Origin of the sequence: Streptomyces sp. NPDC001851, from assembly GCF_040297165.1 — a bacterium.
Classification (GTDB): Bacteria; Actinomycetota; Actinomycetes; order Streptomycetales; family Streptomycetaceae; genus Streptomyces.
In genome coordinates, this window is record NZ_JBEOYR010000008.1 from 270,670 (window position 1) to 283,508 (window position 12,839).

At 69.4% G+C, this 12,839-nt stretch carries 14 protein-coding genes and 2 pseudogenes; 12 read left to right on the forward strand and 4 right to left on the reverse strand.

The features are described from left to right. Positions 1-53: 53 nt before the first annotated feature. Complete coding sequence (locus tag ABT171_RS14565) at positions 54-854, reverse strand: FkbM family methyltransferase (protein ID WP_351243428.1); 801 nt, start codon at positions 852-854, stop codon at positions 54-56. Positions 855-978: 124 nt separating this feature from the next. Further along, positions 979-1,803 carry a helix-turn-helix transcriptional regulator gene (locus ABT171_RS14570; RefSeq protein ID WP_351243430.1) on the reverse strand — a complete coding sequence of 275 codons (825 nt, stop codon included), beginning with the start codon at positions 1,801-1,803 and terminating at the stop codon, positions 979-981. 219 nt (positions 1,804-2,022) lie between these two features. Here ABT171_RS14570 and ABT171_RS14575 point away from each other — a divergent pair, with 219 nt between their 5' ends. Further along, complete coding sequence (locus tag ABT171_RS14575) at positions 2,023-2,760, forward strand: SDR family oxidoreductase (protein WP_351243432.1); 738 nt, start codon at positions 2,023-2,025, stop codon at positions 2,758-2,760. Between the two features lie 669 nt (positions 2,761-3,429). On the opposite strand, the gene ABT171_RS14580 is transcribed toward ABT171_RS14575, so the two are convergent. After that, a complete protein-coding gene (locus ABT171_RS14580; protein WP_351243434.1) occupies positions 3,430-4,047 on the reverse strand; it encodes a TetR/AcrR family transcriptional regulator C-terminal domain-containing protein in 618 nt (205 codons plus the stop codon). A gap of 64 nt (positions 4,048-4,111) precedes the next feature. Between ABT171_RS14580 and ABT171_RS14585 the strand changes: the two genes are divergently transcribed. The 10 genes and pseudogenes from ABT171_RS14585 (at position 4,112) to ABT171_RS14630 (ending at position 11,406) form a co-directional block, all read left to right on the forward strand. Then, on the forward strand, positions 4,112-5,374 hold the full coding sequence (locus ABT171_RS14585; RefSeq protein WP_351243436.1) for a beta-ketoacyl-[acyl-carrier-protein] synthase family protein: 1,263 nt from the start codon (positions 4,112-4,114) through the stop codon (positions 5,372-5,374). A 20-nt stretch (positions 5,375-5,394) separates the two neighbouring features. Next, positions 5,395-5,550, forward strand: a pseudogene (locus ABT171_RS14590) (Tn3 family transposase); the annotation flags it as partial. A gap of 110 nt (positions 5,551-5,660) precedes the next feature. Then, complete coding sequence (locus ABT171_RS14595) at positions 5,661-6,317, forward strand: TetR/AcrR family transcriptional regulator (protein WP_351243438.1); 657 nt, start codon at positions 5,661-5,663, stop codon at positions 6,315-6,317. Beyond that, on the forward strand, positions 6,314-7,741 hold the full coding sequence (locus ABT171_RS14600; RefSeq protein ID WP_351243440.1) for an MFS transporter: 1,428 nt from the start codon (positions 6,314-6,316) through the stop codon (positions 7,739-7,741). The genes ABT171_RS14595 and ABT171_RS14600 overlap by 4 nt, the downstream gene beginning before the upstream one ends. A 25-nt stretch (positions 7,742-7,766) precedes the next feature. Then, a pseudogene (locus ABT171_RS14605) lies at positions 7,767-8,356 on the forward strand (IS5 family transposase); the annotation flags it as partial. Between the two features lie 53 nt (positions 8,357-8,409). Then, on the forward strand, positions 8,410-9,189 hold the full coding sequence (locus ABT171_RS14610; RefSeq protein WP_351243442.1) for a class I SAM-dependent methyltransferase: 780 nt from the start codon (positions 8,410-8,412) through the stop codon (positions 9,187-9,189). Positions 9,190-9,743: 554 nt separating this feature from the next. Further along, a complete protein-coding gene (locus ABT171_RS14615) occupies positions 9,744-10,163 on the forward strand; it encodes a hypothetical protein (RefSeq protein ID WP_351243444.1) in 420 nt (139 codons plus the stop codon). An 8-nt stretch (positions 10,164-10,171) separates the two neighbouring features. Continuing rightward, positions 10,172-10,588, forward strand: a complete 417-nt coding sequence (locus ABT171_RS14620; RefSeq protein ID WP_351243446.1) for a hypothetical protein — start codon at positions 10,172-10,174, stop codon at positions 10,586-10,588. A gap of 24 nt (positions 10,589-10,612) precedes the next feature. Continuing rightward, complete coding sequence (locus ABT171_RS14625) at positions 10,613-11,026, forward strand: hypothetical protein (protein ID WP_351243448.1); 414 nt, start codon at positions 10,613-10,615, stop codon at positions 11,024-11,026. Next, positions 11,023-11,406, forward strand: coding sequence for a hypothetical protein (locus ABT171_RS14630; RefSeq protein ID WP_351243450.1), 384 nt, complete (start codon positions 11,023-11,025; stop codon positions 11,404-11,406). Before ABT171_RS14625 ends, ABT171_RS14630 begins: the two co-directional genes overlap by 4 nt. 180 nt (positions 11,407-11,586) lie before the next feature. Here ABT171_RS14630 and ABT171_RS14635 read toward each other — a convergent pair whose 3' ends face one another. Continuing rightward, complete coding sequence (locus ABT171_RS14635; protein WP_351243452.1) at positions 11,587-11,988, reverse strand: DUF5997 family protein; 402 nt, start codon at positions 11,986-11,988, stop codon at positions 11,587-11,589. A 58-nt stretch (positions 11,989-12,046) separates the two neighbouring features. Here ABT171_RS14635 and ABT171_RS14640 point away from each other — a divergent pair, with 58 nt between their 5' ends. Next, positions 12,047-12,820, forward strand: a complete 774-nt coding sequence (locus ABT171_RS14640) for a LysR family transcriptional regulator substrate-binding protein (RefSeq protein WP_351243454.1) — start codon at positions 12,047-12,049, stop codon at positions 12,818-12,820. Positions 12,821-12,839: the final 19 nt, after the last annotated feature.

Genomic DNA, 12,839 nt, shown 5'->3' on the forward strand with positions numbered 1-12,839 from the left:
CAGGAGGGATCGGCAAGGCCGTTGGAATTCAAACGCCGGGAAACTGTGCGTGGTCAAGGCCTGACCGCGAACACCATGCCGATGTCGCCGGCCTGCTGCACCGCATCCTGCTCGGTACTGACCGTGAAGCCGTGCGTGAGGAGGAACTCGCAGACCGTGTCGCGGTTCTGCTGCCAGCGCTCCACCTCGACGACGGCCTGGCGGACAAGCGGCCAGTGCCGTTCCTCGATGCCTCTGAGCACATCGAGTTCGGCGCCTTCCACATCGACCTTGAGCAGGTCGATGTGGTCGATGCCGTGCTCGTCGAGCGCTGATGACAGGGGCCTGACCTTCACCCGGTGCGTCTCAAGCCGCCGCATCACCCGCAGTTTGCGGCGGACGAAGAGAGTGAGGAGGGGAGCGGGTACGCGGCGCAGGACCGGTCCCAGGCCGCCCTGGCGGATCATTTCGACAACGCTGGCGGTGACCCGCCGCCGCTCAGCCTCGATGTTCCCCTGATCCCGCCAGGAGGACGAGAAGATCGTGGCGGCCGGAACATAGCTGAAATCGAGCTCGTCGTCCTGGGACGCCAGACCGTAAGGGAGCGCGGTCAGACGTCCGTTGAAGAACTCGCGGGCATTGCGTTCCAGTGTCGCGTGGAGGGGCGGCACCGGCTCGAAGGCGTAGATCCGCACGTCCCCGTCCAGCCGCTCATAGACGGCCGCCGAGAACACACCGATGTTTGCGCCCACGTCAAGTACCGTCGCGCCCGGCCTGCACTCGACGCCGTGGGTGAAGTAGCCGCCCACCTCCTCACGCAGGAAGGACGCCTCCCAACGATTGATACTGTGCAGTTCAATCGCCTCCATGGCCATGACTAGGTGATTTATCAGGATGGGGCCAACAAATCCAGCCCGAACGCTTCACTTCTTCCGCCTCGTTGCGCCCCACTGGGGCCGCGCCCGCCCGGGAGCCGACGGAGAAGTAGCCGTGTGCGGCTCATTCGCTGGTCACGGCTGCGCTCCCGTCGGGCGGTTCGCTGCTGTCGGCATAGACGACCAGTGTCTGTTCCGGCTGTTCGGCCAGGTGAAAAGCGGTGTACGCATAATCGATCACTCCCCGTTGGGGGTGTCGTAGCCGTTTGCGACCGCTGTGCCGGGCCTGCACCTCGTACTGCGGCCACCAGTCCCGTACCTCTGGGCTGCCCTCGTTCAGGTCCTCGATCAGCCGGGTGTACCGCGGGTCGCCGGAGTGGCGTGCCGCCAGCGTCCGAAGTCGGCCGAGCAGGCCGCGTGCTTCGGGTTCCCAGTCGACCAGGATGTCCCGGGCCACCGGTTCGAGGAACACCCAGCGGGCGAAGTTGGCGGGCCGGTCCGCCTCAGTGATGAGCCTCGGGAACAACTCGTGGGCTGCCTGGTTGTGGCTGAGGACGTCATAGTTGCCGCCGATGATGTACGCCGGGTTCGGCTGGAGCAACAGGGGGACGGCACCCGCCTCGGCCGGCAGCGGCTCGCGTTCCTCGGCTTCGGCCGCAGGCGCGTGACCGGCAAGCTGGAGAAGGTGATCGCGCTCGTGCCGGTCGAGCCGCAGCGCCGCGGCGAGGGCGTTGAGCACCTGTTCGGAGACGCGGATCTTTCGCCCCTGCTCCAGGTACGTGTACCAGGTGGCGCTGATCCCGGCCAGCAGTGCCAGTTCCTCTCGGCGAAGTCCCGGAGTCCGGCGGCGGCCGGTCTGGGGCAGGCCCACCTCGTCAGGGGTCAGGCGCTCTCTTCGGCTGCGCAGGAATTCACTTAGCTGACGGCGTCGGTCCGGCTGAGTGGGCATGACGATGGCACCTTCAGTTCCAGAATAAATACGGTCTGGATACCAGGCTAAGCGCGCCCAGAGACTGGTGTGCGAGCACGGGCCGCGGCATGACCGACGGCCTCACACGGTCACACCGGCACCCGGCCGTCCAGTGCGCAACGGCTTGGCGGACGTTCCTCCAAGACTCGCTGCCGCCCGGCACCCCGGCCCCGGTGCCGAAGAGGGAGAGGGCGACTCATGTGCGGAATCAAGGGCAAAGTGGTGGCGATCACGGGAGCCAGCAGCGGTATCGGCGAGGCGACCGCGCTGCTGCTCGCCGAACGCGGCGCACGACTCGTTCTCGGCGCGCGCAGGTCCGAACGTCTGGCGGAACTGGCGGCCCGGATCGAGAAGGCAGGTGGCACGGCCGTGCAGATCCGCACCGACGTGACCCTGCGGGAGGACCTGCAGGCCATGGTCGCGCTGGCCAGTGAGTGCTTCGGCCAACTCGACGTACTCGTCAGCAATGCCGGAGTCGGCACCATCTCGCCTCTCGACGATCTGCGCGTCGAGGAGTGGGACCACATGGTCGACGTCAACGTGAAGGGCGTGCTGCACGGGATCGGCGCCGCGCTGCCGGTCTTCCGGGCGCAGGGCACCGGCCATTTCATCGCCACCGCCTCCACGGCCGCGTTTCGCATCGTGCCGACCATGGCCGTCTACGCCGGCACCAAGTTCGCGGTCCGGGCCATCTGCGAAGGACTGCGCCAGGAAGCCGGCGCCTCCTTGCGGGTGACCACCATCTCACCTGGTCCGACTGCGACCGACTTCGCCGAGGCGTCAACCAACGGCCAGGTCAGAGCAGAGATAACGAGGATGCGGGACGACATCGCGATCCCGCCCGACGCGATCGCTCGGGCGATCGCTTTCGCGATCGAACAGCCTGCCGCGGTCGACGTGAACGACATCGTCGTCCGGCCCACCGCCCAGAGTTGACCTCCACCGGCCCTTCCGGTGCGGACACGCGGACCCGCGGGACTGTTCCGCGGGGTGCATGGCAACACACATGCCCGCTGGCCCGTGGGGTGGGTGGCATGGCCGAGTGGAAGCGACGGGCGCGCCGCCAGTTGATCAAGGCAGCTGAGACCGGAGATCGACCAGGCCGGCTCGGCTCACTGCTTGGCTGTGCCTGGTCGTGGTGCTCGGTGGCGCACGGTCGCCGGCGCAGGTCGCCCGCTTCGCGGCCGACGCGGCGCCTGAGGTGCACGACCAGCTGGGGCTCAACCGGGCCGCCCCGAACGCCTCCACCCTCGGACGCCCGCTGGCGCGGCTGGACGGGGACACGGTCGATGATGCGGTGGGCGCCTGGCGAACTCCCACCTCGACCTCGTCGCCGCGACGGTGCCCGCCCCCGCACCGCGCCCGAGGCGGAAGACGCCCGATCGGCGGCGGAGGGTGCGGCCGGGGCGACGTCGCCGGGCGCGGGCCGGCTGGCGGACCGCACCCACGGGTCGTCCGGGTCCTAACTGTTGCCGGCAAGCAGGTTCTTGACGCCTCGCACTAGCCGCAGCAGTGGAGTTCGTCGGCGACGGCAGACACGCCGACCGCGACAAGGCCACCGCCGCGCGGGAACCGCGCACGTCGTCGTCGGCCTGTTCGACTGAGCTAACCGAGCTCGGGTTCGTTATGGATGGTCAACGCTCCGGCGAGGTCGAGGTCGGCGTTGGTGCCGTGTGCCCCGGCGCGGACGAGCAGCACTGCGCCGAGCGCGGTGCTCCAGAACGTCCTGGTCTCCACGCTGAGTGGTCGACGGGTCGTCCAGCCGCGACTGTCGATGAGCTGGCTCACGAAGCGCTCGGATTGCCGGAAGAGCAACTGGAGGTGCTGGTCGACCACGGGGGCGAGTTCGGGCTTGGAGATCCCGGCGGCGAGGGCTCGCGCGACTGACGGGAGCGAGGGCATGGCCAGTACGGCGCGGGCGATGTTGCGCCGAAATGTCGCCGCATCGGGGGCTTGGCGACCGATGCGTTCGATCCGTCGGGCGTCGTGCAGCAGGCCGAGAAAGGCGGCGTGCACGAGCAGCGAGTCCTTGGAGCCGAAGTAGTAGGTGACCTGATTGGGGAAGACGCCCGCCGCGTTCGCGATCTCCGCGACGCTCACCTCGGCGCCGGGTCGCTCCTTGCAGAGCCGGGCAGTTGCCTCAATCAGCCGGCGCCTCGTCGCGCGACCGCGGTCACGCGGCCGAGTCGACGTTGATCGAGCTTCGGTTCGCTTCTTCTCCACACCCGAATTGTATGTGATACAACAAGGCGGTCCACTTGTATCGCATACAAGAAAGGTTGAGGGCATGCACCGGACTGAAGTCGTCGTGACCGGACTCGGCGCGATCACACCACTCGGTGGAGACGTGGAGTCCACCTGGAAGGCTCTGCTTGCCGGCGAGTCCGGCATCCGTGGCGGCTTCCTACCCGGCCACGAGGACACTGGCCTCCCCGACACCGTCGCGGGGACGATGGCGATCGACCCCGCCGAGTTGCTGCTGCCGGTGCGGGCCAGGCGGCTCGACCGCTCGCAGCAGGCGGCCTTCGCCGCCGCGGCCGAAGCCTGGACCGATGCCGGTGCCCCGGAGGTGGACCCGGACCGGCTCGCATCGGCGATCGGTACGGGAATCGGGGGCGTACGGACGCTGCTGAAGGAAGACGACGTGCTGGAGGCGGCCGGGACGCGGCGCGTCTCGCCACGTACGGTCCCGATGCTCATGCCCAATGCGGCGGCGGCGCTGATCAGTATCGAATACGGTGCACGAGCCGGGGTCTACACGCCCGTCTCGGCGTGCTCCTCCGGTGCCGAGGCGATCGCCCTGGGGGCCAGGCTCATCCGTGCCGGCGAGGCGGACATGGTCATCGCAGGCGGGACCGAGGCCGCGATCACCCCGATCACCGTTGCCGGCTTCGCTCAGGCACAAGCACTGTCGCGGCATACCGCCGAACCCGCGTCTGCGTCCCGGCCGTTCGCCGCGGACCGCAGCGGATTCGTCCTCAGTGAAGGCGCTGCTGTCGTGGTGCTCGAAAGCGCCGAGCATGCCAGCGCCCGAGGCGCGCGCGTCCACGCGGTGCTCGCGGGTGCCGGCATCGCCGCCGACGCTCACCACATCACGGCGCCCGCTGCCGACGGCTCCGGTCAGATCTCGGCCATGCGGAAGGCCCTCGCGCAAGCCGGTTTGGCTCCCGAGCAGATCAGCCACATCAACGCCCATGCCACCGGAACCCCGGTCGGCGACGTCGCCGAGGCGCACGCGATCGGGGAGGTCTTCGGCCGCGCCACCGTGACGGCCCCCAAGGCGGCGCTCGGTCATCTCTTTGGCGCCGCCGGCGCGATCGAAGCGCTCATCGCCGTCCTCAGCGTGAAGCACGGCGTCATCCCGCCGACCCGCAACATCACCGCAGCCGGCGTCGGTCCCGATATCGATCTCGATGTCGTCGCAGAGCGACGAGACGTCTCCCAGGAGGCCGTGCTCAGTAATTCCTTCGGCTTCGGCGGGCAGAACGTCTCGCTCATCGTCACCAGTGCACGACACCACGCGTCCCGTACGGCCTCAGTGACACCATGACCCACGCGAACGCGCCGTAGTACGACCAGATGGTCGCGTACGCCACCGCCCTGCGCCTGGGCACCGCCGAGGCGGAGCAGGTGCTGCGGCGCTTCACCCGCGGCGGCCCCAAGCGCCCGACCTGGCAGGCCCTCGAAGAGTCGGGCCGCGCGGTGCGCACGCCCTTCCTCGCCGAGCCGGCCTGGGGGAAGAAGTGAGTGACGAGGCGGCCCCGCCACCCGCTGAGGATTATGATCACTCACCCCAATGAGTAGACAGTGTCTACGATGCGTGGTAGACACTGTCTATGACTGATGAGGGCTCCCTTCGGGAGCGGTTGATCGATGTCGGGGTCGACCTTGTGCTGACCGAGGGCTCCGCGTCCGTGGGCCTGCGGGAAATAGCCCGGCGAGCGGGGGTGTCGCACGGGGCGCCACGTCGGTACTTCCCCACGCACCACGCACTGCTCTCGGCTATCGGCCGTCGCGGCTTCGAGGACCTGGCAACCATGTTCGAGGCCGCGGTCGCGGGCGCGACCACACCGCGCGGCCAGCTGGAGGCCCTCGCACGGGCGTACGTCGGGTACGCACTGGAACGCCGCGGCATGTTCGAACTCATGTGGCGGCACGACCTGTTCGACGGCGCGGCGCAGGCATCGGACCAACCGAGGCTGCGCGAGTCGACCCTCCCGCTGTTCCGGCACTTCACCGGACTCGTCACCCGATGCCTATCGGAGAGGGAGGCCGCGCGAAACGCCGACGGGCCGAACGAGGCCGGACCGCCGCCTGCGGTGACCGCCGCCGCCCTGTGGTCGAACCTGCACGGCGTGGCCCAGCTGTGGGCCTGGGGCAGCCTGCAACTCGCCCTCGGCGCCCCACCGCTGGACGGTGACCCCGGCGACAACCAACGCGACCGGCTCATCGCGGCAGTGCTGGACGCCCATCTCGGCCCGGCGACCTCATGACCGCCCCCGCACAGCGGCAGATTGCACTTCTGGTCAGCGTGGTCGGCGCGATGATCGTCGCACTGGACGGAACCATCCTGCTCATGGCGCAGCCCGGCATGCAGCGTGATCTCGGCGCGAGCGTGGCGCAGATCCAGTGGACGAGCACCGGCTATCTGGTCGCCGTGGCCGCGCTACTCGTGATCGCCGGGCGCCTCGGGGATCGGTACGGTCACCCGCGCCTGCTGTTCGTCGGCGTCCTCGGTTTCGGGGCTGCCTCGGCCGGGATCGCGCTTGCGCCGGCCGTCGGCTGGGTGATCGTCCTGCGCGCGGTGCAGGGCGGGTTCGCCGCGTTCCTGCAACCTGCGACGCTCGCGCTGCTACGGCTGGCGTATCCCGCGGACCGGCTCGGCACGCCGATCGCCATCCGCACCAGTGCGATCGCGGTGGCGGCAGGGTCCGGTCCGCTCCTGGGCGGTGTTCTCGTGGCTCATCTGGGTTGGCGCGCCGTCTTCTGGGTCAACGTGCCCCTCGCTTTCGTCATCGCCGCTCTCGCCCTCGCCGTACGGACGCCGGCACCTCAACGTGCCAACTCTCCACGGCTCAACCTCACCAGCGCGAGCCTGCTGGCGGTCGCGCTCGCAACCCTGGTCCACGCCTTGTCCGATGTACCCGTGCGGGGCTGGACCGCCGCGCCGACGCTGCTCGAATTCCTCGCCGTCATCGGCGTCGCATCGGTGCTCACCTGGCACGAACGACGCACCACGCACCCGATCGTTCCACCAGCCGTAGCGCGGTCCGTACCGGTGACGGCGTCGATGGCGATCCTGCTGGTCACCACCGCCGGCGTGTTCGGCGCGCTGTTCAGGGCCACGTTCTACCTCCAGGACGTACTTCGCCTCGACCCACTCGCCAGCGGTCTGCGCGTGCTCCCGCTGACCGTGCTCATGGTCCTCGGCTCACCCGCCGCGGTCGCGGCACTGCGCCGCTACGGTGCGCGCCGCACCGCGATCGCCGGTACGGTCCTCGTCGTGGTCGGCATCGCGGGGCTGTCCCGGCTCGGTCCCGCCAGCACATGGATGGCCATGGCCGCAGTCTTTGCCGCCATCGGTGCCGGGTTCGCCACCGTGATGGTCACCGCCACCGGGACCGTCGTCGGTGACGCGCCGCCCGGGTATGCCGGAGTCGTCGGCGGGCTCAAGCAGACCGCCATGAACATCGGGCCGACCTTCGGCATCGCCGTCGCGGCCAGCGCAACCGGCTCGGCTGTTTCAACCATGAGTTCCACTCTGCTGATCCTGGCCTCACTCGCCGCTCTCGGCCTGCTGCCCGCGTCGCGGCTGCCCCGGCGGCCGGCCGACCAGGAAGGAGACGACACGACCGCCTCACGCCCGGCGCAAGCACCAACAACACAGGCGGCACCCGCTCGACACACAACCAGTTGACAACCGCCGAACACACCCGGGATGGAAGTCGACCGCGCACCGCCGGTTCGTGATCTGGTCGCGGGCCGGGGTGACGGGCCGGCTGTATGAGGCGGTGCTGCACGTCGGCCTCATCGGCGTCTCGCGCGTGGCCCTCGACCCCGCTCACGTGCGGGCTGAAAAAGGGGCGAACGCGCAGGGCCGAGACCCGTGGACCGGGGTGGGCCGGGTTCCAGGACGCACGTCGTGCCGGACGCGAACGGACTGCCCCTGGTCGTCGGCGTCTCGGCCGCCAACGCCCACGACAGCGAGGCGCTGAAGCCCATGGTCGAGGGTCACCAAACGAGACACGCCCCACCGGGGCCGCCACTTCGAGCCTCAGCGCCTGCACGCCGACAAGGCGTATGACATCCCCACCTGCGGAAATGGTGACGAGGCAAGCGCATCGGTGCGCGCATCGCCCGCAAAGGCGCCGAGTCGAGCGAACGGTTGGGCCGCGGCAGGTGGGTGAACGAGCGGACGATCTCGTGGCTGTCCGGTTGCCGGCGACTCAGCTCCCGCTACGCATGCCACTCCCGCAACTACCGCGCCTTTCTCGGCCTCGCCGCATCAATGTGCTGCTACAAGCGACTTCTCAGTAGATTCGTGATCGCCCTGCTTCCCACTTGCGGCACGGATAAGGTGACCGCGTGGAACAGGACGAACGGCTCCTTCACGGCTCGTCGTTCGGCGCGGCGGCGGCCGCATACGCCGAGCACCGCCCGGACTACGCCCAGGCCGCGGTGCGCTGGGCGCTTGAGCCTGCGCTCGGCCCGCGAGTGCTCGACCTCGGTGCCGGAACCGGCAAACTGACCGCCACGCTGGTCGCGCTAGGCGCCGACGTCATCGCGGTCGAGCCCGACCCGGCGATGCTGACCGAGCTGCGCCGCGAGCTGCCTGCTGTCCCCGCCCTGCCAGGCAGTGCCGAGAGGATTCCGCTGCCGGACGCGTCTGTTGATGCCGTGCTGGCCGGCAACGCCATGCACTGGTTCGACATGGCCGTCGCGGGACCCGAGATCGCCAGAGTCCTCGTGCCCGGCGGCATTCTGGCCGGCCTGTGGAACCTCATGGACGACCAGGTCGAGTGGGTTGCCGGGCTCGCACGAGTCAGCGGGAGCGCGGCCGTCGGCCCGCGTGACACGCCCGCCAGCTGGCGGGTCGAGACGGCGGACATGCACCTTCCGAAGACCGGCCTGGCAGCCCGGTTCGGCTCGCCGGTGCAGGCCGAGTTCCCGCACGGGCAGCGCCGAACCGCCGACTCCCTCGTTGCGACGCTCGCGACGCGCGCGGGGATGCTGGTCATGCCGGAGCAGGAACAAGAGGCCACGCTCGGCCGGGTCCGCGCTTTCCTCGCGAGCACACCCGAGACCGCCCACGGCGAGTTCACCCTCCCGATGCTGACCGGCGTGCTGCGCGTCCGGCGGCTGTGAAGGTCATCGCCGCCCGATGTTCGTTTGGGCGCTGTTCGTTTCGAGTGATGGCCGCGATCACGCGGTGAGGGTGTGGTTGTCCTGGTCGGGCGTGGGGTGGAGGCGCTCGTGCTCGCGGGCGGCGTGGAAGTGCCAGGAGCAGTCGAGGTCGCCGTTGGAGACGACGGCGCGCAGTCGCAGGACGGCTTCGGCTCCGGCAAGGCCCCTGCCGGATGTGGCCCTACGTGGTTGGCAGGCCGTCAGGAAACATCAAGCCTAGGACGAACGTAGGCCGGATCAAGGACGGCTGTTCATAGCGTAGGGAGCGGCTGGAGTGCCTGATCCGGCCACCCGGAGCAGCACACCGGGCATGGTCGCTGACGCTGGTGGAACCACGGCAACGGCACGCCCTCCCGCATCACCTGGGATGACGGCAGCGGCACCTGCTGACGTGCCAAGCGCATGAACTCCGGCTCGACTCGCGGGCCGAGGCACGTCCGTACGCCTTCCCTTCCCAGGTGATCTTGACCTGTACTGCTCAGTCCGAAGGTAGGACCACCTCACATGGGGGACACATGAAAAGCAGACTCACCACACCCCTCCGCGCCGCCGCCGCCCTGGGACTCGCGACCGCCGGCATCATGGGCCTGGGAGCCGGTGCCGCGCACGCCGACACCCTGAGCTGCTCCGACCAGATGTGGAGCAACTACAACACCGAGTACCGCATCTGCATCGACTACATCGACTACGGCCACGCCGTCGTGAAGTGGGCGGTCAACACCACCTACCACACCACTGACGAGCGCTTCTATCTCCAGATCAGCGGCGGCTGCCAGAACGGCTACAACGCCAACTGGAACGACATCTCCCAGTGGAGGCAGAACGTCGGCCAGCTGGCGATCAGCTGCCCCGCCGGCGAGGCCAACGGGGGGATCGACGCCCAACTGTGGCCCACCGAGCGCTCCAGCTACAGCGGCCCCGTCGCAGAGGCGTGAGACGCACCATGAACCGACGCATCCTCACCCGTGGCCTCGCGGCCCTCGGCCTGGCCACCAGTGCCCTGGTCGGCCTCGGCACCGCCGCCGCACACGCCGACGAGCCCGTGTTCTGCTCCCAGTCGTACTACAGCCACTACGGGGCCCGCTACTCGGTGTGTCTGCACTACGTCGCCTGGGACCGTGCCTACGCCACCTGGGCCGTCGACCCGACGGCCGCCAGCACCGACGAGCGTTTCTACCTCCGCATCGCGAGCGGCTGCGGCGACGTCTACGACATCAACTGGAACGACAAGAAGGACCGGGTCTGGGACTCCAACCACTCCCCGGCGTTCACCTGCGACGCAGGTGACCTGACCTTCGAGGCGATCCTCCGGCCGCAGGAAACCGGCAACTGGTCCGGTCCCGAAGCCGCCGCCGGCTGACCCCTCGACTCTGCGGGGAGAAACATGATCAGACGCATAGCCACCGCCGCCGCGCTCAGCATCGCAGCCGCCGGTCTCGCGGGACTCGGCGCAGGCACCGCAAGCGCCACCGGCCAGTGCAGCAACCTGGGCCAGAGCCACTTCGGCGCCGTCTACGACTTCTGCACCGGACTGGTCACCGGCGGCGCCAACGAGGCCGACTGGCACGTCAGCACCTACCAGTCCCGCACCGACGAGCGGTTCCACGTCGTCGTGCACGACGTGTGCGGCCACGTCTACACCTTCAACTGGAACGACTACAGCCAGTCGATCTACAACGACGCGAACGGCGGCCACCACAACTACGTGATCATGGGCTGCAACGTCAGGTACGCGGCGATGTTCCCGACCGAGGCCAGCCAGTCTGACGACGGCCCGACGGTGCAGGTCAACGGGTGACCCGACGCATCGCCACCAGCCTGGCAGCCCTCGGCCTCGCGACCGCCGGCCTTCTCGGCACGGGGGCCGGCTCGGCCCACGCTGCGGACCCGGGCTGCTCGGCCTGGGCCAAGACCGCGCACGGCGCGAGCTACCGCGTCTGCAAGGGGAGCAACGTCTTCTCCTGGCAGGTCATCACCGTGGGTGCGAGCACCGATGAGCGGTTCTACATCGGCGGCCACGACGACTGCGGGCACTCGTACTACCTCAACTGGAACGACCGCAGCCAGACGCAGCTCAACCAGTCGTACTGGGAAGCCGCCTGCAATATCACCTACGGCTACATCACCCCGACCGAGGCCACCACCGCGAACGACGGCCCTGAGGTCTACACCCCCTGACCCGATGCGTTTACCTGCCCGCCGACATCCACCGCACCGCGAAGGGCAGCACCATCTCCCTCGGCGCCTCTACTGTGGGGCAGACAGGCCACTGACAACGCCCCCCGAGGCCGGAGGGCGTTGTGGAAAACGGCTTTGGAGCAACGGAGGGAAGGAGCGGGGGGAGAGAACAGGGGGAGATCAGTGGCGCCCGGCGGCGCGCTCCTGCTTCTCCTTCTTCTGCTGCTTGACCCGCGCGCCTTCCTTGCGGACCTCGGCCTGCGTGGCGCGCTCCTTCTCCAGCCACTCGGGCCGCTCCTGCTTGAGCGCCTCGATCTGCTCGGTGGTCAGCGGCTCGGTGACCCCGCCGCGCGCGAGACCGGCGATGGAGACGCCGAGCTTCGCAGCGACCACCGGACGCGGGTGGGGGCCGTTGCGCCGCAGCTCGCTCAGCCACTCCGGCGGATTCGCCTGCAGCTCGTTCAGCTCGGCGCGCGAGATGACGCCCTCCTGGAACGAGGCGGGGGTGGCGGGGAGGTACACACCCAGCTTCTTCGCCGCGGTCGCGGGCTTCATCGTCTGGGTGCTCTGCTGCGAACTCATGGGGTCAAGGGTATCGGCCGCGTGCCGGCGGGCGGACCACGGCCGGTAACCTGGCCTGGTGACAGGCTCGGAGGAATCACCGTCGTTCCGGCTCGCGTACGTTCCCGGAGTGACGCCCGCCAAATGGGTGAGGACCTGGGGCGAGCGCCTGCCGGACATCCCGCTCACCCTCGTCCAGGTAGAGGCCGCCGAGGCGCCCGGGGTGCTGCGCGCGGGCGAGGCCGACGCGGGCATCGTACGGCTCCCCGTGGACCGTACGTTCTTCAGCGCGATCCCCCTCTACACCGAGACCACGGTGGTCGTCGTCCCCAAGGACCACCTGATCACGGCCGTGGACGAGGTGACCCTCGCCGACCTCGCCGAGGAGGTGCTCTTCCACCCCCTGGACGACGTCTTCGACTGGGACGGTCCGCCCGGGGAGCCCGCCTTCGAGCGTCCCGCGACGACCGAGGACGCGATCGAGCTGGTGGCCGCCAACGTCGGCCTCCTGGTCGTGCCGCAGTCCCTGGCCCGCCTGTACCACCGCAAGGACCTCACCTACCGCCCGGTCACCGACGCCCCCCAGTCGAGCGTCGCCCTGTCGTGGCCCGAGGAGGCCACCACCGACCTGGTGGAGGAGTTCATCGGCATCGTCCGGGGCCGCACCGTCAACAGCACCCGGGGCCGTACGAAGGCTCAGGCCCCCGCGCCGGCCGAACAGAAGCGGAAGCGTGCCGAGCCGGGCGGGACCCGGCAGAAGCCGGCGGCGAAGTCCGCGGGCCGCACGCCACGCGCGCGTGGGGCGGGAGCCAGGCAGACCCCCAAGCGGGGCAAGCCGCGCCGGAGGTCGTGAGGGCGAGAGCGGCACCACG

Coding starts and splice junctions, on each gene's coding strand:
- ABT171_RS14565 (WP_351243428.1), bottom strand. CDS start 854: ATGGCCATGGAGGCGATTGAACTGCACAGTATCAATCGTTGGGAGGCG.
- ABT171_RS14570 (WP_351243430.1), bottom strand. CDS start 1,803: ATGCCCACTCAGCCGGACCGACGCCGTCAGCTAAGTGAATTCCTGCGC.
- ABT171_RS14575 (WP_351243432.1), top strand. CDS start 2,023: ATGTGCGGAATCAAGGGCAAAGTGGTGGCGATCACGGGAGCCAGCAGC.
- ABT171_RS14585 (WP_351243436.1), top strand. CDS start 4,112: ATGCACCGGACTGAAGTCGTCGTGACCGGACTCGGCGCGATCACACCA.
- ABT171_RS14595 (WP_351243438.1), top strand. CDS start 5,661: ATGACTGATGAGGGCTCCCTTCGGGAGCGGTTGATCGATGTCGGGGTC.
- ABT171_RS14600 (WP_351243440.1), top strand. CDS start 6,314: ATGACCGCCCCCGCACAGCGGCAGATTGCACTTCTGGTCAGCGTGGTC.
- ABT171_RS14615 (WP_351243444.1), top strand. CDS start 9,744: ATGAAAAGCAGACTCACCACACCCCTCCGCGCCGCCGCCGCCCTGGGA.
- ABT171_RS14620 (WP_351243446.1), top strand. CDS start 10,172: ATGAACCGACGCATCCTCACCCGTGGCCTCGCGGCCCTCGGCCTGGCC.
- ABT171_RS14625 (WP_351243448.1), top strand. CDS start 10,613: ATGATCAGACGCATAGCCACCGCCGCCGCGCTCAGCATCGCAGCCGCC.
- ABT171_RS14635 (WP_351243452.1), bottom strand. CDS start 11,988: ATGAGTTCGCAGCAGAGCACCCAGACGATGAAGCCCGCGACCGCGGCG.